The following is a 25,209-nucleotide window of genomic DNA, read 5'->3' as shown; positions in this document are numbered from 1 at the left end:
GAGAGAGTGACGGCGGCAGCGGTTTACTTTGGAATGGGTCATATTGGGCCAAGCAATAGCTATCAGTATGGAAAAAATCGGCTGTACCGCCAGCATGCCGGAGGAAATACGCGACTTGTGGGAGAGGTCAGGGACCAAGCATCCTCTTTGGAGCCAAATATTCTGTTTGGGGAGAAAGAGTAAGAATAGCTAAAGAGCTACTCGCTGAGGGCGAGTTGAAGGGGGTCTTTTGGTCACTTCAACAGCATCTTGATCCTTGGCAAACAGTGGCGCCTCAGCCCCGATGAACTCGCCGCCAAGCAACAGTCGTCAGGAGACAAAATTAATCTCGGGCAGAGATTCGAATCCAGGGGCGGCAAACAGGTATCCCTGCATCAACTCGACTCCGGCGTCCCGCAACCAGTGATATTCGGCCAGGGTTTCAATGCCTTCCGCCAGAGGGGTGATATTCAGGCTGCGAAACAGCTGCAGGCAGTGGCTGACTATGGCCTGGCGCACCCTGTCGCTGTCGATATGGCGGATAAGCCCCATATCCAGCTTGATAATATCGGTTTGGAAATCCGCCAGCAGGTTCAGGCCCGAATAACCGGAGCCGAAATCGTCCGTGGCGGTCTTAAATCCAAGCGACTGATAGTATTTAACAATGTTCTTGACGTGGTCGCTGTCCTCAATCTTCTCGACCTCAGTGAACTCAAACATGATCCGTTCAAGTGGAAAGCCGTATTCTTTGGCCGATGCCAGGGTGGTACGAATGCAGCGCTCGGGCTTATAGATGGCATTGGGAAGAAAATTAATACTCAGCATGCAATCTATGCCGAGCTTTGACGCCAGGGCAATGGCCTTGACACGACAGAGCTGATCAAACAAATAGCGGTTTTCATCCGTGACCCTGGATATCACCGAGAAGGCCGACTCATTGTTCAGGCCACGAACCAGGGCTTCGTAACCAAACACCGTTTGAGTGGCCACATTGATGATGGGCTGAAATGCCATGGTGAAATCAAACCCCAGTTGCTCCCGGTTTACGCAGTTCCCGCAGGTCGACCACTCCTGGTTCATCTTGATCTCCTCCATCTTAAGTCTCCTGTGGTTCTGAACGCACTTTTCCAATAGACACAGCCGAATGAGATCCAGCTTAAAATCAATTACTTCTAATGCCAACAACTATTCATTATAGCCGTCAAACCCAGATCGAGGGAGAGGCTGGCCAAGCGGGACCGCTATCCGACAGGCATAGGTCTGCTGACTGTTGCTATCCCTGTTAAACAATAAACGGCCCGGCAGAGAAATTGCGACAAACAGCGTCGCTGCATTTTTCCTGCATATTCCCGCCTTAGAGTGCACCTATGCACAAGTGCAATCTTGTTTTCATTGAATAGCAACTGAATCTCAACAGCATAGTAGAGGTGGTCCATGTCCAGAAAATTACTCTTTCCCCTGGTGATGGCGGCGGTACTGACCGCCTGTGGCGGAGGCGATGGCAGCAGCCCGGCCCCCGATAACGGCAACACGGGTGGCACCGGCGGAACCGGCGGTACTGGTGGCACGGGCGGTACAGGTGGCACGGGTGGCACAGGAGGTACAGGTGGCACAGGTGGTAGCGGCAGCAACGACAGCCCAACCCTGACCCAGGGGCTGGCCAGCTTGGAATTGGCCAACCTGTTCCCGGCAGGAAGCCGGGTGGCCGCGCTGGGGCGCAGCTTCGATGGCGATGGCGGCTCCTGGCTGGTGCCGGCCGAGGTGCGTTATCAGGACAGCACTGTGCCCATGGCCAGCGATCTCTACAATGCTTACGTGTCGGGTCACAGCTATGCCAATTCGGCGGCCGCTATCGCAGCCCTGGATGGCAGCGACATAGTGGAGCTGGATGCCGATGGTGAGGTGATCAGCGCCTTTATTTTCGCCGACAACTACTTTGAGCTGTATGTGAACGGCGTCGCCGTCGCCAAAGATCCCGTGCCCTTCACCGAGTTCAACTCCAACATAGTGCGCTTTCGGGTCAAGCAGCCCTTTACCGTGGCCATGCACCTGGTGGATTGGGAGGAAAACCTGGGCACGGGCACCGAAAACAACCAGGGCAGCAGCTTCCATCCCGGCGATGGTGGCATGGTGGCCCTGTTCAAGGATGCCAGCGGCAACATCATAGGCAAGACCGACAGCAGCTGGAAGGCACAAACCTTTTATACCGCGCCCATCACAGACACAACTTGTCTAAGCCAGAGCGCCGGACTGAGGGCCAGCAGTAGCTGTGCCACCACAGCACCCTCGGACATAGCCACAGTTTACGCCGCCCACTGGGCGCTGCCGGAAAACTGGGCCGCCAGCGACTTTGACGATTCGCTCTGGCCAAATGCCTACAGCTACAGCAACACCACGGTTGGGGTCGACAATAAACCGGCCTACACCCAATTTACCGATCTGTTCGATAACAGCGCGAGCGATGCCCAGTTTATCTGGAGCAGCAACCTTATCCTGGATAACGAGGTGCTGGTGCGGGCCACCATAGGCAGCTCCGGCACGGGTGGCTCTTCCGGTGACTTTTATCTGAGCAGTCCGGCGCTGAAATCCAAGCTGATTTTACCACTCAGTGCCACCTGCGAGGGGGCGGACAATGGCAAGATGTTGCCGCTGTCCTGGGATAATGCGCCCGAAGGGACCCAGTCGTTTGCCCTGGTCATGTACACCTTCCCCAATCCTGCGGACACAGACTTTGCCGGTGCCCACTTTTATCAGATCCAGTACGACATACCCGCCGCGACCACATCCTTGAGCGAAGGGGATCACGGCACCGGGGTGTACGGCATCAACTCGGTGAACGGCCAGCAGCTGTATTCCGCCCCCTGCTCCCAGGGAGCGGATGAGCACACCTATATCCTCAGCCTCTATGCCCTGTCGGCCCCGGTTGGCAGCCTGGGCTTAACCGCCAGCACCACAGATCTGGTCGCCCTGGAAAACGCCATCGAGGGCAAGGTGCTGGGCAGCGCCAGCCTGCATATGACCCGGGTACGTTATAACCCCAACAACGACGATCATGTACCAACCAGCACCCCCAGCGACTGCGCCACCAAGTCGGCGGCCTTTGAGGACTATGCCGGTCTGGTGTCGGTCAGCTGCGACAGCAGCACAATGACGGTCAATACCCTGGTGGGCCTGCCGGATCGCTCGCAATTGGACGTCGACAAGCCGAACGTCGGCACCCATTCCTGGATAGGCCGGGTACCGCTGCCGCAACAGCCCAGCTGGTCAGTGCCCCTGGTGCCCCAATACCTGGCAAGCACCAGCAGCAACCTCAACATTCACCATCCCATAGGCATAGCGGTCGACGGGGTGCCGATATTGCACTACGCCAAGGAGAACGCTCCGGACGAAGTCGCGCAGCTCGGCCAGGACTACAGCAGCCGCGATACAGTGCTGCTGGGTGAGCTGGATCAGTGCGGTGCCCACGCAGGTAACGGCGAGGACTACCACTACCATTATGCGCCCCTGTGTTTGATGGACACCCAGGATCCCTCCAAACCTCTGGCCTACATGTTTGACGGCATTCCGCTGTACTTCGGCACCGGCGGCGGCCAGCTGACCAGCGGTGGGGTCAATTACGGCGGCGGTCGCTACACGTCACTGGATTACAGACCGCAAAAGGTGAAAACCGGTGAGCGGCCGCTGGATGAGTGCAACGGCTACGATCTGCACGGTGACGGCAGCGAGTATGTGTATTACTCCTCTAAAACCGCGCCCTACACCATAGGCTGCTATCGCGCCGAGGCCAGCCAGGCCACGGCCATGCAAACGGTCGCGGCCCACTGGGAAAACGAGCGTCTGCAAGACTTCACCTTCGGCACCGAAGTGGAATTGACGGATTACGACACTCTCAGCCTGAATGGCGCCACTTGGACCTATATAGAGGTAACCCCGAGCGCGGACAATACCCATATTCCCGCCGGTAACGTCGCCATGATCCTCTACCGGCCTCTGGTCGCGGGCGAGTCGGGTTACCAGGCAGGCAAGGATTGCTACCGCTTCCGCTATCGGCTGGACAAGAACGACACCACGGGCAGCAATGACCTGGTGACAGCGCACTGCCGTTAATCGCACTGTCGTTAACAGCTCTGACGTTGACAGCGGTGCCGTTACCAGCGTCGCCGCTGACGAAAAGTTGCAGGCGGCACTAACGGGTGTCCTAAACAGGCGCCCGTCAGTACCGCCACTATGAGTTGGGAGAAAAAATGAATGAAGAAAACAACACTGCTGCTCATCCTCTGCTGTGGCCTGATCTCTATGACAGACGCCAGGGCCCATGGGCTCAACATGACCTCGGCCAACATTACCCTGAGGCAACACAACCACCTGTCACTGACCCTGGCCACCTCACTGACGGAACTGTTTCACCAACTGGAGTGGCAGGGCAAGCCGCCATCAATCGCCCATCTGGTGGCCGATGAGGCCAAACTGGCAGAGTTTCACCGCCAGCTGGTGCAGGTCTTTGCCGAGCAGCTGACCATATCCATCGATGGTCAGTCCCTGGCCAGCCGCCAGACCCGGGCCCCCAGCCAGGCACAGCTGAAGCAGCGCCTGGAGGAGGAAATTGCCGAGGCCCTGCTGCCTCCGGCCCATGGCCACATGCCCCATAATGACACAGTGCATGACGACAAAGCTCATGAGCCACAGTCTCACGAGGAATACCAAACCCTGGTGATCCATATCGACGGCTTTATGCCGCGCACCGCCAAGGCCGAAATGCTCGATGTGCACTTTCCACCAGCCCTTGGGCCTGTGCTGACCAACTACAGCGAGCCACGCAGCCAAACCCTGACCCCGGGGGCCGATGGCAGCAGTCTGCAGATAGGGCTCAAGCACTGATAGCGACTAAGAAAGGCAACCGCAAGGCGATGGGTCCGTCCGGCCCAAGGCGCAGTTATTCTCTGTGGCACCACAGAGGCTGCGCCTCGCCTTTGGGCGGATTATCCATTAGCATCCTGTAATTGCCCGCGGCGGCGTAACCGTTTGACCACATTGAACACTTGACCACTTGGCTGAATTCCAAACCGGCCAAGGCCAGCCTCATGAAATAAGATAAGCTTATGACACACAAGGTTTTTATCGTAGAAGATGAGAAAAACATCGCCGAGGTGATGCAGCTGTACCTGCAGGCCGAGGGATTGGAAACCCGGGTATTTAACGACGGCAATGCCGTGGTGGAGGCGGTGCGCAGCGACGCCCCCAGCCTGATGCTGCTGGACCTGATGCTGCCGGGCAAGGACGGGCTGAGCATCTGCCGCGAAGTGCGGGCCTTTTCCGAAGTGCACATCATAATGACAACGGCCAAGGTGGAGGAAGTCGACCGCTTGCTGGGGCTGGATACAGGTGCAGACGATTATGTCTGCAAACCCTACAGTGCCCGAGAACTGACCGCCAGGGTCCGGGCCGTACTGCGCCGACTCGACGGCCGCCTGACCTCGGCGGGCCCGCAGTTGGCTGTGGACGAGTCCAGCCTGACGCTCAGCTATGGCCATCACAATGTGGTGCTGACGGCGCTGGAATTCAGGTTGTTCCATCTGCTCTACAGCCACCCCAACCGCATCTATTCCCGGGGGCAAATTCTCGACCTGCTCTACAGCGACTTCAGGGTGCTGTCGGAACGCACTGTGGACAGCCATATCCGCAACCTGCGCAAGAAGCTGGCGCAGCTGGAGTCACCGGATGAGATGATCCGCTCCATCTATGGTTTGGGCTATCGCTTCGAGACTTAGGTAAAAAAGTAAAAGGGTTAAAAAGTAAAAGGGTTAAAAAGTAAAAGGGTTAAAGGGTTAAAGGGTAAAAGGATTCGAGTGCCCGGGGCAGGATCTCGGTACTCTGCATATTCACTGCACATTGCTGTGCTTTACTCATTAGCATCAACAGCTTTATTGCACTCTCAGTGGTGTTTTTGTATCGGCAAGCATCCTCAAGGTAAGGGAATGTTCGATTTTCTGCGTACCAGTCACATATTAGGCCACCCCCTTGTCGAGGACGATATTGACCTCAGACGCAAGCGGGTGGTGCTCCATGGCCTGCTGTTGGCCATTATCCTGTTGCTTCTGGTATTCAGTCTCTACAACCAGCTGCGGGGAATGTGGCCCATAGCCTTGCTGGATGTGGTGGCGCTGCTGGCCTGCACCCTGGCCTATATTCGCCTGCGCCGCAGCCAGGGTCAGACCGCGGAGCGGCAGGCAAGCGTGCTGCAATCGACGGCGCTGCAGATAAGTCTGATTTTGATAGTGTTCCTTTGGGCCCTGGCCTGGCAGGGCCGGGCGGAAAACTTCATCCTGATCTGGACCTTCTTCCTGCCGGTGTTCGTGTTCATGCTCAATGGCCGGACCCTGGGCACTGCCTTGGTGGCCGTGTTTTATCTGGTGCTGTTTGCCATGGCCTATACCCATCTGGGGCTGTGGCAGGATGGCGCCTGGAATCATGTCAGCCTCATTCGTTTCGTACTGGCCTCCCTGGTCATGGTCTTTACCTGCTATTTCAGCGAGTTGACTCTCAACCGTGCCCATCAGGAGCTGCAACGCTCCCATGGTGAGTCCCAACGGCTGATGATGGAGCGCAATGCCTTGATGCTCGACACTCTGGCCAAACAGGAAAAGCTGCTCACTGATGTGTCCCATGAACTGCGAACACCGCTCAGTGTACTGAGAATGAAGCTGGAGGCCATGCAGGATGGGGTCATGGCGCCCAGCAGCGCCAATATCGAGGGGCTGCTCAAGCACATGCAGCAACTGGATGCCTTCATCTCGGACCTGTCACGGGCCAGCAAGCTCGACCAGACCCGGCTCGACGGCAATGCGGTGCGGGTGGAATTGCATGATTTCCTGTCCCATTGGATAACCCGCTTTCAGTGCAGTGCCGCAGGCCAGGGCTTGCAACTCTCCCTCGACCTTGCCCGCAGCAATCCCCCCTGCCCCGCCCTCCTTGATGAAGCCAGTTTCGAACTGGCGCTCGGCAAGTTGCTGGAAAACAGCCTGCGTTATACCCAAGCGCCGGGCAGCATCCGACTCAGCCTTGGTCGCCACGGTGAAACCATCATACTCACCCTGGAGGACAGTGCACCCGGCGTGGCGGCGGACCGGCTTGAGCGCCTGTTCGAGCCCCTGTACCGGCTTGAGGATTCCCGCAGCCGCGACACGGGTGGCGCGGGTCTGGGTTTGTCCGTGGCCAAGTCCATCATCCTGGCGCACCAGGGTCAAATCCAGGCCTCCGAGTCGCCCCTTGGGGGGCTGCGCATGGTGATCACCCTGCCGGCATTGGCGGGTTAAGCCTGGTTAGCCAGGCGTTCACCAAATTTATAAATTAGCTATCACCTCCTTTTCCCCCCTGCGCGGCCGACATAGCCTCAGTGCACTTCTCCCTGGCTTTTTGCTACCATCTGCATTTTTCCTGCACATTTACCTGTTTTAATGCAGGGTAGAAAATTCTATTCGGGGAAATACAGCATGATGCGTTGGTTAATTTGGATTCTGTTGATCGGCTTGTGCCCGGCACAAAGCCTGTTTGCAGCCAGCCTGACGAAAAAAGTGACCATCGTCGATAACACTGCCAGCGACAAGGGTTTTGTGAATGATGCCGATAATCTGGTGTTTTTTCAGCCAGTACATCCGACGTTATCGGGCTTTGTTACACAAGCCAATGGCAAATGGGCTTTTACCACCAGTGATGGCGCGGGCTCCTCAACTGTAGACGCGGTTGGAGTACAGTTTAACGGTGCACCGGCGCTACTCGGTATTCCGGCCGAATCCGGCACTTTAACCATTGGTGCCAATAACGAGATCGCCGACCTGTGGACTAACCGTATTTTTTATCGTCCGGTAGTCTTTGTTAGCCTGGAAGACCCCAACTTGAATAACGGCGTCAGCATAGTGCCGACGGCGCCGATTACGGCCGGTAATCAGTTTTTATTCGATGTGAATCAGGCGACTGGTTTTAACGCTGACTTAGCCGGTGCCAAGGTGCATTACCTGATTGCAGAAGAAGGCTGGCACCGCCTGGCCGATGGCCGCATGTTGCTGATCTCAAGTGCTGAAGTGAAGCACACCGGCTTCAGCGGTCAAACCATTGCCCTGGGCGCCAGCTTTGAAACTGCGGTAACAGTGGCGCAGTTACAGCGGCCGATGCTTTATAAAAGCAGTGGCTTTCGCCAGTTAAACGATATGGCGGTATATCAGGGCGCGACGGTGACAGAAGGCGTGGGCAATTTTGACAGCATCACCTTGCGGCTGATGCAGGAGACTGCTGTAGAGCAGGCTAATAGTGATACGGTTTATGCCGGCCGCGTCGGTTTCATGGTGCTGGGTAATATCAGCAGTATTGCCAATACCTTTAAACTGGTTAAAGACACTAATACCAATATCCGAGGTGGCAGCTATCTAACTGTTCCGCAATCGAATTTTCAGTTTTTCCCGCACAGTGCTGCCGCAACGCCGCTATTAAACCGGGCTGCCTGCGCTGAAGATGACGATGTACAAAATTTTTGTGCGTATTTGTCGATGCCGGTGGATGCGATGAGCCGTGGTGTGTTTAACACGCCACGCTTGCCCTATATGGATTCCAATTTCGACCCGCTGCAAATGGAGCGCACCTTTTACTCAGAAAAGGAATGGGATTGGGAGCCCGTCATTGCGCAGGAAATGATGAATCCGGTCAGCGATGTTGATCAGCGCCCAATCGTCGGCACCTTGGCTAAGATGTTCCCCAATTTTGTCGCTGACCGCGGCTGGAATGAAGTCATCATAGGTAGTGATGACCATTGGCACTGGTTCGCAACCTATCACTACAACACCTGTGTGTTCGATAGTATGAACACTGCCTGTGTCGATTACGCACCAGGCAATACCATTATTGAAGACAAACCAATCGAATGGACCGCCAGTATGAACTGGTTCGATCTCGAACCCGGTTCAAACTTTTCCGGCAACACCCATCCAAGTTCAAGCAATAACCAGTTTTTACTGGCGGTACAAGACAACAATCGCAGAGATCACGTTGAATTTTATGAGCGGCTGACGCCTGAAGATTGGGCTGCCAAACAAACCCTGGATTATCTTAATCTGGGAGGTTCAACCATGCGGACGCCGCTGTCGCCAAAGTCTCCAAGTTACAACGAAACCAAAGGGCTGCTGGAAAGCTATGCCGAAACCTGGCAGTTTTTTGGCATTAATGTTGAAGCCAGTGCCAGTGAATTCTTTTGCGGCACCTGCGATGGGCCATTACCTGGACTGGATACGGGGGATTACACTGACGTTTGGGGCCTTGATATTAAAGTTCCAACCCTGCTGGCTGACCGGATATTGAATAGCCCGCCCTGGTATAGCCCTCAGACGACCCACCCACATGTTGATAAAGTCGGCCAGAATATGCGCCCCGGCGACTATCTGTTTGCCAATATTCCGTACTCAATTGACGCCACAGATTTTGTCTGGCTGCGTTCGGCAACCGGGCAAGTCAGTGATGCTGTGGTGGTTGCGAGCAATCAATTTGGCTATCAGGCCACCGCCGATGATGCCAATACCTTTGTCACCATGTGCATGACATTCAGAAACAGCCAACGCTGCGGTAAATGGATTAAAGTTGGGCAAATACCGTTCGCAACCAATGTAAAAATTAAACCGCAGTACGCCGAGCCTATCGCCGGTTCCGGGTTAATTGGACAGTACACTTACGTTGCGCCGAACGACAACGTCTATGACGGTTTGGAGTATCAAAGTCTGTACCAGTGGCAGTATGCACAGTCTGACACCTGGGTCGACTATGTCGGTGAGAATGGCATTACCTTTCAGAAAAGTGTTGCTGCCGGTACTGTTATTCGTTTTTGCGTCACGCCACATACCCACACACAGGCAGGCCCAACCGAGTGCTCTGTTGGCGTAAAAATGCAATTGGATACCGATAGCGACGGCATAGCAGATGATTGGGACACAGATGACGACAATGATGGCTATGCGGATTGGGAAGACAGGTTTCCCAAAGATGCCAGCGAATATCTGGATACCGACCATGATGGCATTGGCAACAATGCCGATCTCGACGATGACAATGACGGTTTAAGTGATGCCGATGAAATTGTTGCCGGTTCAGATGCATTAAACCCTGACAGTGACGGCGACGGCACCCTGGATGGCGTTGATCCGCATCCAACAGTGTACGGTGACCTGCCTGACTTCGATGGCGACGGTATTGCTGATATTTATGATGAAGACCGCGATAACGATGGCGTGGTCGACTTTTTCTACCAAATTGATGGTACAGATGCTCTACAAACCCTGGTCGATGAAAATGACGTGGTGCTCAATTGGGCGCGCATCGATGACAACCCTTATCAAGCTTGTACTGCAAGCCAAATCACCGTAACCAGCAATGCCGATAGTGGCCCGGGTACCTTACGCCAGGCATTAATCGATTTATGTGCCAGTGAGCCCGGAGCCGATCTGAATGTCATCAGCTTCAACGGCCCTATGACCATAATGCTTGAATCGCCGTTAGTGATTGGCAAAGGCATGAAGATAGATGGTAATAAAGCTGTTGTGCTGGACGGGCAAAATAAGACAGCTATTTTTGCGGTTGCCATAGCCGACAGGATGCTCAAAAGCCAATTCCCACATTTAGTCGGCTTAACCTTGCGTAACGGTTTTAGTCAGGGTGTTGATGCCGACGCTTATACAAACTTTGATGCTGAGCTTGGTACCTATAATAAGGCCAGCGCCGTGCATATGTATTCCAGTTCATTTCTGTTGTTGGAGCATGTGCTGATTGAAAATATGACAGCACCGGTTATTAGCGGCCGCAGTGTTGAGCTTTATCTGGAAAACAGTCTGGTGGCTAATGTTAGTGGCTCCGATCCGGCACTGATCACGGACGACGGCCAGATTTCGCTGTTCTCCAGCACCCTTTACAACAGTGAAGGCGGCGCTCTGTCTGTGGTTGGCACAGGTAAAGCCCAGTTGCGTAATAGCCTGCTGTTAAAAGGCGCTAATGGTTCAACCGTGTGTAATGTAGCAACCTGGGTGCAACAAACCGCCAGCTGGGTAGAAGATAGCGAGTGTGGCGTTACCTCTACTGGCTATGTTGAATTGGCCGATCCAGAGAATGGCGACTACAGACCTGTGCCGGGCAGCGCCAATATCGATGCCGGTGAGACAGGTGAACTTCCGGCAGGCGCAGTCGACTTGCTGGGTAATGCCCGTGTAATGGGGGCATACAATCCGGATAACCCGGAAGAACTGGGCGGGCCGCTCTATCCGAAGATGGATATAGGTGCCATCGAATATGTGTATGCCGGTGACTTTGACGGTGACGGTGTCGTCGACAGCTCAGATGCTTTCCCGAACGATGCCACCGAAACCACCGACAGCGACAGCGATGGTGTCGGTGATAACAGCGATGCTTTCCCCAATGATGCCAACGAGACCTTGGATACCGACTCAGATGGTATAGGTAATAACAGCGACAACGACGACGATAACGACGGCGTGTTGGACAGCGAAGATGCCTTCCCATTGGATGCTGCCGAGTGGCTGGATACCGATGCCGATGGCATTGGCAATAATGCCGATACCGATGATGACAACGATGGTGTAGCCGATAGCAACGATGCCTTCCCTCTGGATGCCAGCGAATCTGTCGACACCGACAAGGACGGTATAGGCAACAATGCCGATAGCGACGATGACAACGATGGTGTGTTGGATGCCGCCGATGCCTTCCCGCTGGATGCCAGCGAGTGGCTGGATGCAGATCTCGACGGCATAGGTAACAACGCCGATCCGGACGACGACAACGACGGTGTTGCGGATGTGGCCGATGCCTTCCCCTTTAATGCCGCCGAATGGTTGGATACGGATCTCGATGGTATAGGCAACAACGCCGATACCGACGATGACAACGACGGTGTCATAGACACAGAGGACGCCTTCCCACTGGACGCCTCCGAGTGGTTGGATACCGACTCCGACGGCATAGGCAATAATGCCGACAGCGACGACGACAACGACGGCGTTGCCGATAGCAGCGATCTGTTCCCCTTGGATGCCAGCGAATGGCTGGATGCAGATCTCGACGGCATAGGCAATAACGCCGATCCCGACGATGACAACGACGGCGTGTTGGATATAGTCGATGCCTTCCCCTTTGATGCCAGTGAGTCTGTCGATACCGACCTCGACGGTATTGGCAATAACGCCGATACCGATGATGACAACGACGGCGTAGTCGACAGTGACGATGCCTTCCCACTGGATGCGGCAGAATCTGTCGATACCGACCTCGACGGTATTGGCAACAACGCCGATTTGGATGATGACAATGACGGTGTGTTGGACACTGAAGATGCCTTCCCGCTCGATGCTGCTGAGTCTGTCGATACAGACTCCGATGGCATAGGCAACAACGCCGATTTGGATGATGACAACGACGGTGTCGTAGACACAGAGGACGCCTTCCCGCTCGATGCTGCTGAGTCTGTCGACACCGACCTCGACGGTATAGGCAACAATGCCGATTTGGATGATGACAACGACGGCGTGCTCGACACTGAAGACACCTTCCCGCTCGATGCTGCTGAGTCTGTCGATACAGACCTCGATGGTATAGGCAACAATGCCGATATGGATGATGACAACGACGGTGTAGTGGACACAGAAGACGCCTTCCCGCTGGATGCGACCGAGTCTGTCGATACCGACAAGGATGCCATTGGCAACAACGCTGATTTGGATGACGACAATGACGGCGTGCTCGACACTGAAGATGCCTTCCCGCTCGATGCCAGCGAATCTGTCGATACAGACCTCGACAGCATTGGTAACAATGCTGACAGCGACGATGACAATGACGGCGTGCTCGACACTGAAGATGCCTTCCCCCTGGATGCTGCTGAGTCTGTCGATACCGATGCCGACGGTATTGGTAACAATGCCGATTTAGATGATGACAACGACGGTGTGGTGGACAGCGACGATGCCTTCCCGCTGGACGCGACCGAGTCTGTCGATACAGACAATGACGGTATAGGCAACAATGCCGATTTGGATGACGACAACGACGGTGTAGCGGACAGCAACGATGCCTTCCCGCTGGACGCCAGCGAATCGGTGGACACAGACTCCGATGGCATAGGCAATAACGCCGATATGGATGATGACAACGACGGCATAGTGGACAGCGAAGATGCCTTCCCGCTCGATGCTGCCGAGTCTGTCGATACAGACGCTGATGGCATAGGCAACAACTTGGATACCGACGATGACAACGACGGTGTAGTGGACACTGAAGATGCCTTCCCGCTCGACGCAGCTGAATCTGTCGATACCGACTCTGATGGCATAGGCAACAATGCCGATTTGGATGATGACAACGACGGCGTAGTGGACAGCGAGGATACCTTCCCACTTGACGCTGCTGAGTCTGTGGATACAGACGGTGACGGCATAGGCAACAACGCCGATCCCGACGATGACAACGACGGTATCCCCGATGAGGATGATGCGGCGCCGCTGGACCCCAGCATAGGCGATACCCAAAAGCCGGTGTTTGCCGAACTGACACCACTGACCTTTGAAGCCACAGGGCCTGTGACAGCAGTAACCCTGCCAGAGCCTGTGGTGACAGATAACATCAGTAAGGTACTGACCATAAGCTCGGATCTGGCGCCAGAATTGGCACTGGGTGAGCACCTCATCACCTGGACGGCAACCGACGGGGCCGGTAATCAGGCCACTGCCGAGCAGTTGGTAACTATACTGGATACCACGGCACCTGAGTTTGATGTGCTGGACACCTTGGTTATTAACGCTACTGGCCGCCTGACCGATATCAGCGCACTGTTGGATATCAGCGCCAGCGATCTGGTGGACGGTGATGTGACAGCAACCATAGTTGGCAGCAGTGAGCTGGCAAGCGGCGCCCATGAGCTTGAGCTTGGCGCGACCGACAGCTCTGGCAATACCGCCACCACGACACTCAGCGTGCATATTCTGCCGCAGCTTAAGCTGGCGCAGAGCCTGACGGTTGAAGCCGGTGGCGAGTATCTGCTGCCAGTGCAATTAACCGGCGAAGCCCCCGTGTATCCGGTAGAGCTGAGCTACTCGCTGCTGGTCGATGGCCAGGAAGTGAACAGCGCCACAGCAACCATAGCCCAGGGGACACAGGGTGAATTGCCTGTGTCTGTCCCAACCGGGCTGACCTTGGGTCGCGAGCTGGCACTCCGGATAGATAGCGTGAGCCATGCCTATGTTGGCGAGGATGGTCAGGCACAATTGCAGTTAACAGAGCAAAATCAGGCGCCTACCTTCACCGCCAAGGTGCTGCAACAGGGCGTTGCTACACGCTTACTGGATCCGCTTGCCGGTCAGGTAGAAATACGGCTGCAGGTAAGCGATGTTAACGTCAATGACAGCCATAGCGTCAGCTGGCAGGTGGTGGAGCAAGCGTTTGGTGGCAGCATTGCCGAAGATGGCCTGAGCATGACCTTTGATCCCAGCGAGTTGAGCAGTGGCCGCTACGCCGTGGATGTGACTGTGACCGAAACCAATACCCCTGCGCCGCTCAGTAGCAGCCGCCGCATTCGTTTCACGGTCGAGTCGCTGCCAGAGCTGAGCAGCGAGGCAGACAGCGACGGTGACGGCCTTGTCGACAGCGAAGAAGGTTACGGCGACAGCGATGGTGACGGTATCGCCGATTATCTGGATAACGATGTCGATAGCAGCCGTTTGCCGGTAAATAGCAGCACAGAGCCAATGCAAACCACGGCCGGTGTACAGTTGGCGCTTGGCAACATCACCAGCGCCATGATCACCGGCAGCGGTGCCGGCATGACCATGGACGACCTGGCAGATGCTGTGGCGGCAGACACCGCCGCCGCTGACAGCAGCGACAGCCACTTCAGCCAGGTGGCGGCCGTGCTCGACTTTACCCTGAGCGGCACCTTCCAGGTGGGGCAATCGGTTGCCGTGGTATTCCCCATGCCACGGGGCACTGCGCTGCCCGAGGACGCTGTGTATCGTAAGTACACACCGGAGCAAGGCTGGTATGACTTTGTTGAAGACGTCAGCAACAGCATCAGCTCGGCACCGCTGCTTGAGGGCAAGTGCCCGCAAGTCGGTGCCGACAGTTTTGAGCCCGGCCTGGTGGCAGGCTATCACTGCGTGCAACTGCTGCTGCAGGACGGCGGCCCCAACGATGCCGATGGCACTGCCAACGGCGTGATTGAAGATCCGGGCGTCATCAGTGTGCTGAGTCAGAACCAACTGCCTGTGGCACAAGCGGATAGCGCAGCCATTCTGGATAGCCAGGTGCTGGTGATTGACGTGCTGGCCAACGACACAGACCCCGATGGTGACAGCTTAAGCGTCATAGGCGCCAGTGTTGACAATGGCACTGTAGAGCTGCTCGCCGATAATACCCTGCGCTACACCCCAAGCAGCGGCTTCAGCGGTGAGGCGGTGATCAGCTATCAGGTCAGCGATGGCTTTGGTGGCAGCGCACAGGGTCAGGTGAATGTGACCGTCAGCCTGACGCCGGTCACTGAGCCCGATACCCCGGCGACGAAAAGCCATGGAGGTTCAGTGCCGCCTTGGTCGCTGTTGCTGCTGGGTATGGCACTGTGCAGACGTCGCCGGGCGGCCTAAACCATGCTTTGACAACGTAAACCGCGCCGGGTAACACAGCGCCAAAAATAAAAAGAGCGGCCAAGCCGCTCTTTTTATTTGCCTTATTCAAGAAACCTGGTGGCTCAAGCTTAGGGTCAGCGACCGTCCCGGGCCCGGCGTTTCTTGAAGTCCGACTCTTCCAGCCACTTGGGCCAGTCGTTGTTATTGGCAAGACGGTTCAGAATGCTGCTGATAAGGCTCAGGTCCTGGGACACGCCCTCCAGTGACCAGGCAGGCGAGTAATCATCCGCCCCCTTGTGGTACTTGTGGGCTATGTAGTCGGGATCCGTGTCCCCCAGGCTCATAAACAGCAGGCCTGGCACGCCCTGCTGGGCCAGGGCAAAGTGATCCGAACGGAACATCAGGCCGTTTTGGGCCCGGGGATCGGGTTTGACCGAGCGGCCCTGGGCCTTGGCTGCATCACTGAGGTAAGACTCCAGCTCGGACACCCCGTCACCGTAGCGCAGTATGTAGTCCACGCCCTTGTCCATGTTCATGCCATCGATATTGAGGAAGGACACCAGCTTGGCCGTCGGCACCGGTGGATGCTCGGCAAAATACTGGGCGCCGATAAGGCCGGTTTCCTCGGCGGTAAAGGCGCTGAAGATGATGCTGCGCTTGGGCCTGTCGGCGCCTTCAAGCTCCTTGAAATAACGGGCCAGCTCCAGCACCCCGGCGACACCGCTGGCGTTGTCGACCGCGCCGTTGAGTATCTCTTTTTTACCCGCTTCTTCGGCAACGCCGAGATGATCCCAATGGCCGTGCATCACCAGAGCCTCATCGGGGCGCTCGCTGCCCTTGAGTATGGCGGCCACGTTGTGGGACTCGGCCCGCTCAATTTGATTATTCAGCACCAGATTGGCCTTGAGGCCCAGGGACCGGGCCTTGAACCCGGGTTTGAGAGCCTCTTGCTTGAGCGCCTCCAGTTCCAGCCCTGCCCCGGCCAGAATTTGCCTGGCGGCAGCATACTGCAACCAGCCCATCACCCCTATCTGGCTTTGGTTGTTGTCCTGGTCCACCAGGGTGAACTTGGTATTGGTGTTGGAGTTTTTCACCACTCCCCAGCCATAGGCGGCCGGTGCATCCTCATGGACAATAAACACCGCCTTGGCTCCCTGGCGGGCGCCCTCTTCGTATTTGTAGGTCCAGCGGCCGTAGTAGGTCATGGCGTTGCCCTTGAACAGGGCCGGGTCCTGGGTGGCGAAGCCGGGGTCGTTTACCAGTACAATCACAGTCTTGCCTTTCACATCCACCCCGGCATAGTCATCCCAGCCATATTCCGGTGCCTTGATGCCGTAACCGGCAAACACCAGTTCGCTGTCCTTTAGCTCCACTCTGGGCACCACTTGCTGGGTGCGGGCGGTAAAGTCGGTGCCATTGGCAAAGTTCAGTTCGCCCACCTTAAGACCCATGGACTGATCGGCAGTGATCTTGGCCATGGGCACGCTTTGCAGAAAACTGTCGCCAAAGGCCGGCGCCAACCCCAGGCGTTTGAATTCCTGCTGCAGGTAATCCAGGGTCAGTTGCTCGCCGAGGGACAGGGGCGCCCTGCCCTCAAATTCATCACTGGCCAGGGTTTGTACATGGCGGCGGTAGGCGGCATCGTCGAGAGTGAAGGGCTCGGCAGCCAGGGCCGGGCCGGACAGGGCAAGCAAACAGGATAATAACGAGCTGTTAATCAGGAATTTCACGGGGGAATGTCCTTGTTCTCTGGCAGCAATACGGCATGCTGCGATGGCATTAATGTCGGGCTCAGTAGTATGCCCGGGCCTACTGTTCCATCTATGGCCCGTGACTGCAAGCACTGTGATGACTTCAGAAAGTGACCACTGGCTGCCAAGACCAAGCAAAAAGCCCGCAACCATAAGGCTGCGGGCCCGCTAACGCTTACAGTTGTCCGTTCAGGACGCCTGTTTCCGGTTTCGCTGCATACATTGCTGCCAGAACTGCTGCGACAGGTGTCGGCTTTCACGGGCGAGGGAATACATGCTTTCACCCCGCGCTTCATCAACCTGGGATTGACCATAGCCCTCTGCCGCCAGTTCGCTGATGGCCTGCAAAGCGTCGCTTATCTCTGTCGCCGCCAGACTCTGCTCCCCCATGGCAATCGCACTTTGCTCTGTCATGGCGTTGATTTGCCCCATGGTATGCACAAAACCGCCGAACACCGCCTCCACCCCTTGCACCTGGGATACGGCCTCATTGGCCTTGGCCTGGCCGGCCCTCAGGGTCTGGGCTGCCCTGGCGGTACTGTGCTGGAACTTGCGCACTATGGTTTCAATCTGGCCGGTGGACTCCCCGGTGCGACCGGACAGATTACGCACCTCATCGGCCACCACGGCAAAGCCGCGACCCGATTCACCGGCCCGGGCAGCTTCTATGGCGGCATTGAGCGCCAGCAAATTGGTTTGCTCGGCAATGCCCCTGATAACCTCCAGCACCTCATTGATGGCAATGCTGTCCTGTTCGATTTCGGCAACCACAGAAGCAAAATTGCCCACCTCAAGGTTCAGCCCCTCAATGGATTGGATCACAGTCTCAAGCTGGGTATGGCCCTGTTGCACCGCCTGCTTGCTGCTGTCCACATCCCTGGCCACTCGCTGTATTTGCTGACTGACTTCGGTGAAGCTGGCGGTCAACTCTTCCACCGCTGCCGCGGCCTGGGTGGTTTCCTGGCTCTGGCCATTGGCGCGGGACGAGGCCTGCTGAATAGAGTGGAGCAACACATCACTGTCATTGGCCAGGGAGCTTGCCGCATCGGCCATACGGCCGGCAACACTGGTGGTTTCGGCGGTAATGAACTCCATCGCCAGGCGGATATTGCCTATTTCGTCCCGCCTCTGGGTGTAGATATGGCGGGCAACAGGATCATGGATGATGGCTTTGGCGCTTTGGTTCAGTTGGGCAAAGGGCGCCAACAACAGCTTGAGCCCACCCCAACCTAAGAGGGCACACAGGGGCAACAGATAGGGAGACAGCCAGAATGCCCCCGCCGTCAGGCAAAGCATCAACAACATAAACCACTGCAATCTGGCCATGAATCCCGGACTTTGATCGCGGATTATCTTTGGCTTGGCGCCTGACTTGAGCTGGCGATAGAGTTCTGCAGCTCTGGCCTGCTTGCCTGCACCCGCCCGGCGCCGCACCGACTGCAACTCAACCACCCGGCCATCCTTGAATACCGGAGAAACATAGGCATTGACCCAGTAAAAGCCGCCATTCTTGCAGCGGTTTTTCACTATGCCCATCCAGGGTCGCCCCTGCTTCAACCTGTCCCACAGCATGGCAAAGGCCACCTCCGGCATGTCCGGATGACGGATAATGTTGTGCGGCTGCCCAAGCAGTTCCTCAGAGTTGAAGCCGCAGATACGATTGAAATCCGGGTTGGCATAGCGGATCCGACCCTTGAGATCCGTTATAGATAATAGAATATCCTCATCCGTGAGTTTGACTTCCTGCTGATTGACCGGTTGGTTATTTCGCATTTCACTATCAAGGGGTTGCGGAATGAATGCCAAAATATTGACAGACGTCAGAAATGCTTTTTTTGATTTGGCGCAATAATAGTCATACTGAATACCGCTTTAAACAGGGATCTTGACCAAGATCCCACTCCCAAACAGCGGATAGATGGTAGGAAAGGTGCAAAGCCAGAGATATTCGCTTTTTGGAAGCAAAAAAAACGCCGCTGACGCGGCGTTTTGGTTTCTCCAATCACAGAGATTCACGGGTTGGGTTACTGCGCCTTGCAGTTCTTGCCTTTACAGCCACCGGTACCACCACCAGAGCCGCCGGAAGCACCATCACAGCCATTGGCGGTGATATAGTCCACGGCGTCTTTGGCCTGCACCAGGCCGTAACCGTAAGAGTCATCACGGCCGGCTACGCCCAGATCTTCGGCGGTGGCACGCAACACATTACGGATTTGGATATTGCTACATTGTGGGTGATGGCTCCACACCAGAGCCGCGACACCGGCCACGTGTGGTGTCGCCATTGAGGTACCATCAAAGTAGGCATAGTTGCCCGCCCCTATGGCCACACTGGCGTTGCTGCCAACGGCGGCCAACATGGCAGCACCGTCGACATCGCTCACACCCACTGAGGGGATACCGGTCGCAACGCCACCCAGGGTACCGTTAAGGGCACCGGCAACGTTGTTATAGATGATGGCAGCCACACCGCCACCGGCCTCACAGGCCTGGACCTTCTCGGCGAAGGAAATCACCCCGCGCTGGATCAGACACACCTGACCATTGGCGTTACAGGTACTTTCGCCTGTGCCGCAATCGGCCAACATGCCACTGGCGCTACCTGTGGGTGAGCCTTCCATGCCGATGGACTCATAGGCAATGCCGGCCACCTGGGTATTGGCCACCAGGGCGGTACCTGTAGGCACAGAGGACAGCACCCCTACACCTGGACCCGACAGTTCCACTTGGCTGGTCTTTTGGGAGAAATCGGCCACGACCTTGTTGCTGTCGATGGCTGCCACAGACACCACTGAGTTATATGACGCAGGGTAAGAGTGACGGGTATTGCCGTCGTTACCGGCGGCGGCAATGCTCAGCACGCCACGGCTTTCGGCGGCAGCAAATGCGGTGTCCTCGGTGCGGCTCTTGAGTGAACCACCCAGACTCATGTTAACCACCTTGGCACCCGCGTCTTCACAGCGGTCCAGTGCAGACACCAGGGATGAGGAGTAACCCCAACCATCGGCATTGAATACCTTGACTATATGCAGGTTCAGATGGCCATTGGGGTTCACCCCTACCACGCCCACATTGTTGTTCATGGCCGCTATGGTGCCGGCCACGTGGGTACCGTGATGGTTTTCATCGGTGAACCAGTTGCCGGTACCTGGATCATTGGTGCCTGTCACCTGATTGCCGGACAGGTCTTCATGTGCCAACTCGTAACCCGAGTCGATGATACAAACCGTCATGTTGGACGCGGCACTGTCGCTCAGCTGATCTGCCTGCACCATGGGAATGCCATAGGGCACAACCTGAGCCATGGGAAAACGTTTTACGTCGGCCTCAACATATTCCACGTTGGGATTGTTGGCCAAACCTTTGATAGCCTGGGCCGGCAGAGTAAAGGCCGCTGCGCCGTGACGACTTAAATCCAGCTCCATCTTGCCGCCTTGGGCGTGCAGTTGGGCCATCACACTGGGGCCTTTGCCCTCCTTGAACTTGACGATAACCCGCTCTTGCTCGGCGGCGTTGGCGTGCATTCCCAGGGTCAGGCTACTCAGGGCGAGAGTGACTGCGGCAGCCGAGGGTTTTAATAAAGCTTGCATGGCTTTCTCCTTCGTTGTCGTTCTGTGCGTCTTCTGCGGCATTGTGCTTGCCATTCCAGACGTATTTTTTATTTTTTTGTTTACATTTGTAACAATTAAGTTACAAACAGCCTCCTTTATACTCATCTGGATTCAGGATGACAAGTGTTTACCGCCGGAGAGACGGAAAAAAATTCATCTGAAAGTCGTAATCCACGGATTATTCTCTGTTTGTAATCCATGCTGCGCGGTAAGCTGCGGAGTTAGCCAATAAGCAATATAACAAGGAGAGATGTTTGTGAGTTTTCATATCAAGGTGCAATGGCAAGCCGCTGCTGATCTGGCTGAAGGAGACTTCAGTCGCGATCATCAAATTCAGTTTGGCACGGGTCAGCAGTTGGCGGCCTCCTCGGCCCCGGAATACAAGGGCAGCGCCGACAAGGTGAACCCGGAGGAAAGCCTGCTGGCTGCGCTGTCGTCCTGTCATATGCTGACATTCCTGGCCATAGCGCATCTCAAACGCCTGCCCGTGGAAAGTTACGAGGATGAGGCCAGTGCCGAATTGGGTAAAAGGGCGGATGGCAAACAAGCCATCACCCATATGCAGCTGCGGCCCAAGGTGAGTTTTAAAGCCGGAGTGGAGGTCAGCGAGGAAGTATTGGCCAAGATGCACGAGAAGGCCCATGCCAACTGTTTCATTGCCAACACTTTGGCTTGCGAAGTGGAAATCCTGCCTCAAGTGACTTGACGGTATGGGAACCGTTTTTTCGCCAACAGATTGCTGGCCTGCGGAGTGAAAATACTGCCTTCCCCCCCTTAGGTGGCTGCAGAAAATGGGCGCTACCGGCTTGGGAACCACTGCCGGTAACGCCCTAAACCTCATTTCACGTCTTCGGCTTCCCCCTGGGATGACATGGGAGCAGCCTTAAGCTCTGATACCGGGGCCTCCGCCTGACGTTGTTTCAGATAATCGATGGCCCGCTCCAACTGGGCATCTTTCCCCATAAAGGTAGTCAGCGGCAGGTTGTCCACCTCAATGTCAGGGCTCACACCGCGGCCTTCCAATATCCAGCGACCATCGATGGCATATTGGGGGTACTCGGCGACCCGCGCCATCCCCTGATCAGCCAGAGAGTTTCGGCCCGAGAGCCAAACACCGGCACCGGCGGTCTGCTTGCCGATCAGTGGTGCCAAGCCCAGGGCCTTGATACCGGCGGAGAAGGTTTCACCATCTGAATAGGTCAGCTGATCCGTCAGCACCACCAAGTGGCCGCGGAAGGTTTGCTGCATGTTGGCATTGGCTGTGCCGTGGGTCGGCTGCCAGAATGCCCAGGCCTTGCGCAGCAGCTTCTCGATGATCCAGCTGTCGATATTGCCACCGCGGTTGCGGCGCACATCTATGATCAGTCCCTGCTTGTCGTAGTTGGCATAGAACTCGCGGGCAAAACTGGCAATGTCCTTGTCACCCATGGCGTACAGGTGCAGGTAGCCAAACTCACCCTTGCCGGCCTCCTTGACCCGCTCGGCATTGTGCCCCACCCAGTCCTGATATCTCAGTCCGGCTTCCTGATTGATGGCCACGGGTTGTACCACGGTTTTATGGCTGGACTTGCCCCGGCCCAGCTCCAGCAGCACCTGGCGGTCGGCCTGATTGCGCAGCATGGCGGTGACGTCGGCCAAATTGGACGCCTTGCGGCCATTGACCGCCAGGATCAGATCCCCTTCCCTGGCATCGACACCGGGACGGGCCAAGGGCGCGGCCGCCGATGGCAGTTCGGGATCGGTGCGGAAGATACGTTCTATCTTCACCCCTTTATCGGTTTGCACCAGACGGGCACCGAGGCCGGCAGCCTTGGGCGCATGCTCATCCTTGGGCAAATCGCCGCCACGGACCTGGGAATGCAGTGCACTGAGCTCGCCCATCATTTGGCTGAAGATATCGTTGAGTTCATTTCTGTCGGTTACCCGGCTGACCAAGGGCTGGTACTTGGCCTTGATGGCGTTCCAGTCCAGACCACGCATCTTTTTGTCAAAGAAAGAATCCCTGTGCATCAACCAGGCATCTTCAAACATCTGTTGCCATTCGGCAGCCGGATCTATGGCCAGTTGCCACTGCCCCAGCTGCACCTGGCTGTTGGCCAGATCCCCCGGCAATTTATCGCCGGCATCCACTATCAGCAGCTCCTTGCCCCCCTGCTTGCCCAGCAACAGCTTCTTGCCGTCCTGTGACAGACTGTAGCTGTCGATGCCTTCGGCAAAGCTGTCGAGCTTGGGAGAGAGCGCATCAAACTTGATGAGTTTCAGCGCGGTATTTTGGCCTTCCATGTCACCATCGAGCAGATACAAACGGTCGGCAGCGACATTGAGGGAGCCGTAATTACCGCTGGCAACCGGCACTTGCCACAAACGCTGCGCCAGACCGTCCCATTCGGGCTTAAGCCTGATCTGCTTGTCTTCCTTATCTTGCTTGGGCTCTGTGGCCACCGAGTTCAACTCGTCCGGACGCTGGAACGGGAAACGGGCCTGTTTGTCCAGGGCCAGGGCATAAATGCCGCTGCGACGGTCAAATACCGGTCCCATGTTGCGATCGCCCCATGGCGAAGTCGGGGTGGCATTGAACTCGCGGTTGGAAAGGAAATACAGCCAGTGACCGTCCGGGCTGAAGGCCGGTGACCAGGACTCGTACTTGTCGCTGGTGACAAAGGCACTGTGGCCATCCTCCAGGCTGTAGAGCTGAATTTGGGGTCGGGGTTTACCCATTTCGGCCTTGGTCACGGCAATAAAGCGGCTGTCAGGTGACCAGACAATATCCGCATAGGGGCCCAGACCCTCGCCATTGGTGATGATCTTGCTGTTGCTGCCCTTTTTGCTGTCATAGAGCCAGAGGTTGCCGTCATAGTCGTCGTGGGCCAGGTAACGGCCATCGGGGGACTGGACCAGGCTCATGCGCATGGCCTTGGCGTCTTTGGTCAACTGCTCTGCGCCGGCGCTGCCATCGGCCGGGAAGCGCCACAGCTCCTGCTCGCCGGAGGCATCACTGATACCATACACCCACTTGCCATCCTGGCTGAGCAAGGCATTGCGGATCCGGCTGTCACCGGGCAGGTTGACCTGCACCAGGCGCGAGCCATCGGTGGCGGCAATGGCCACCTGACTGCGGGCGGTGATCACCGCCCTGTTGCCCTGGGGCGCCAGGCTGATGTCGGTGGCATAATCCATGGGGTTGCTGACCCAATGCTCGCGGCGCTGGCCAAAGTCCGACAACAGTGACGGGGTCAGCAGTTTTTCCTCGCCGCTGGCCAGATTGAGGGTGCGGATATCCGCCCCCATCTGGAACACCACGGTGCCCTTGTCCATGCGGGCAGCACGGATCTGCCAGTCGCTGTAATGACTGTGCTGGCGCAAATCGCTGCCATCGGTTTTGACCGACCAGAGATTGTCATTGCCGTCGCTGTCGCTAATGAAATAGAGCCTGTCTTGCCACACCATGGGTTGACGCACCGAGCCCTGATGGCCATTGAGCAGTTTTACCGCCTCCTGCTTGCTGCCCACTTGATAGCGCCACAGCTCACCGCGGGCACCGCCGCGGTACACCTTGGCATTGTCACCCGTGGCCTGCAGACCAAAGCGCACAAAGTACAGGTACTCACCCTTGGCATCCATGGCGCCTTCAATGGCATCGGCCAAAGGCAAATCACTGGTTTGCAGGCTTTGGGGATCGACGCTACGCAGCATCCAGTAGTTGGCGGGACCGAAACCGGCATCGGTGGAATAGAGCACCTTGCCATCCGGCGTCCACCCCTGCAGCCGTACCCGGCTGTTCTCGAAACTTACCCGTTTGGCCAAGCCACCGGCAAGGGGCATCACATAAACCTCGCTGGCCCCCTCGTAATTGGCCACAAACGCCAGCTGCTTGCCATCGGGCGAAATTCTTGGCGAGGATTCCTCGGCTTCCTGACTGGTCAAGCGTGCTGCGGTCGCCTCGCCCAAAGTGGTGCGCCAGATATCGCCTTCGGCGGTAAACACCAGGGTGTCGCCGGCAAGATCGGGATAGCGATAATAGCCAAGGGATTCCGTGGCCGGCGCAGACAGGGAATAGCCCAGTGCCAAAAGGCAGCTGGCGACCGAGAGACGCAGTTTCATGGGGGCTCAACCTCATTGTTGTTCTTTTGTGAATTCCGGACGTTACCAAAGGCCGGCGTCGGCGTCAGCTTTCAGGTGCAAAAGAAGTTTTAGCAAATGTGTCTTCGACAC

General features: G+C 56.4%; 11 protein-coding genes. 6 read left to right on the top strand and 5 right to left on the bottom strand.

Translation table 11 applies throughout. The features are described from left to right. Positions 1-309: 309 nt before the first annotated feature. Positions 310-1,074, bottom strand: coding sequence for an EAL domain-containing protein (locus JYB84_RS05180; protein WP_207322369.1), 765 nt, complete (start codon positions 1,072-1,074; stop codon positions 310-312). Positions 1,075-1,413: 339 nt separating this feature from the next. Between JYB84_RS05180 and JYB84_RS05175 the strand changes: the two genes are divergently transcribed. From JYB84_RS05175 to JYB84_RS05155, 5 genes are all read left to right on the top strand, one after another. Further along, on the top strand, positions 1,414-4,086 hold the full coding sequence (locus JYB84_RS05175) for a YHYH protein (protein WP_207322368.1): 2,673 nt from the start codon (positions 1,414-1,416) through the stop codon (positions 4,084-4,086). A gap of 141 nt (positions 4,087-4,227) precedes the next feature. Then, on the top strand, positions 4,228-4,857 hold the full coding sequence (locus JYB84_RS05170) for a hypothetical protein (protein ID WP_207322367.1): 630 nt from the start codon (positions 4,228-4,230) through the stop codon (positions 4,855-4,857). Between the two features lie 221 nt (positions 4,858-5,078). Next, positions 5,079-5,747, top strand: a complete 669-nt coding sequence (locus JYB84_RS05165; RefSeq protein WP_207322366.1) for a response regulator — start codon at positions 5,079-5,081, stop codon at positions 5,745-5,747. Between the two features lie 207 nt (positions 5,748-5,954). Continuing rightward, positions 5,955-7,292: a sensor histidine kinase gene (locus JYB84_RS05160; protein WP_207322365.1), complete on the top strand. Its 1,338-nt coding sequence runs from the start codon at positions 5,955-5,957 to the stop codon at positions 7,290-7,292. Positions 7,293-7,469: 177 nt separating this feature from the next. Next, positions 7,470-15,653: an Ig-like domain-containing protein gene (locus JYB84_RS05155; RefSeq protein ID WP_207322364.1), complete on the top strand. Its 8,184-nt coding sequence runs from the start codon at positions 7,470-7,472 to the stop codon at positions 15,651-15,653. Between the two features lie 116 nt (positions 15,654-15,769). On the opposite strand, the gene JYB84_RS05150 is transcribed toward JYB84_RS05155, so the two are convergent. The 3 genes from JYB84_RS05150 to JYB84_RS05140 form a co-directional block, all read right to left on the bottom strand. Further along, entirely contained in the window at positions 15,770-17,365 is a 1,596-nt protein-coding gene (locus JYB84_RS05150; RefSeq protein ID WP_407696015.1) for a M28 family metallopeptidase, read from the bottom strand. Positions 17,366-17,575: 210 nt separating this feature from the next. Continuing rightward, positions 17,576-19,159: a methyl-accepting chemotaxis protein gene (locus tag JYB84_RS05145; RefSeq protein ID WP_207322362.1), complete on the bottom strand. Its 1,584-nt coding sequence runs from the start codon at positions 19,157-19,159 to the stop codon at positions 17,576-17,578. Between the two features lie 251 nt (positions 19,160-19,410). Beyond that, the gene (locus tag JYB84_RS05140; protein ID WP_207322361.1) at positions 19,411-20,976 is read right to left on the bottom strand and encodes a S8 family serine peptidase; all 1,566 of its coding nucleotides are present in this window, start codon (positions 20,974-20,976) and stop codon (positions 19,411-19,413) included. A 277-nt stretch (positions 20,977-21,253) separates the two neighbouring features. On the opposite strand from JYB84_RS05140, the gene JYB84_RS05135 reads away from it, so the two are divergent. Then, on the top strand, positions 21,254-21,703 hold the full coding sequence (locus JYB84_RS05135) for an OsmC family protein (RefSeq protein ID WP_207322360.1): 450 nt from the start codon (positions 21,254-21,256) through the stop codon (positions 21,701-21,703). A gap of 131 nt (positions 21,704-21,834) precedes the next feature. Here the strand turns inward: JYB84_RS05135 and JYB84_RS05130 are convergent, their stop codons facing one another. Further along, entirely contained in the window at positions 21,835-25,098 is a 3,264-nt protein-coding gene (locus JYB84_RS05130; protein ID WP_207322359.1) for a S41 family peptidase, read from the bottom strand. Positions 25,099-25,209 lie beyond the last annotated feature (111 nt).

Origin of the sequence: Shewanella cyperi (genome assembly GCF_017354985.1) — a bacterium.
GTDB lineage: Bacteria > Pseudomonadota > Gammaproteobacteria > Enterobacterales > Shewanellaceae > Shewanella > Shewanella cyperi.
This window is presented reverse-complemented; position numbering and strand designations above follow the sequence as displayed.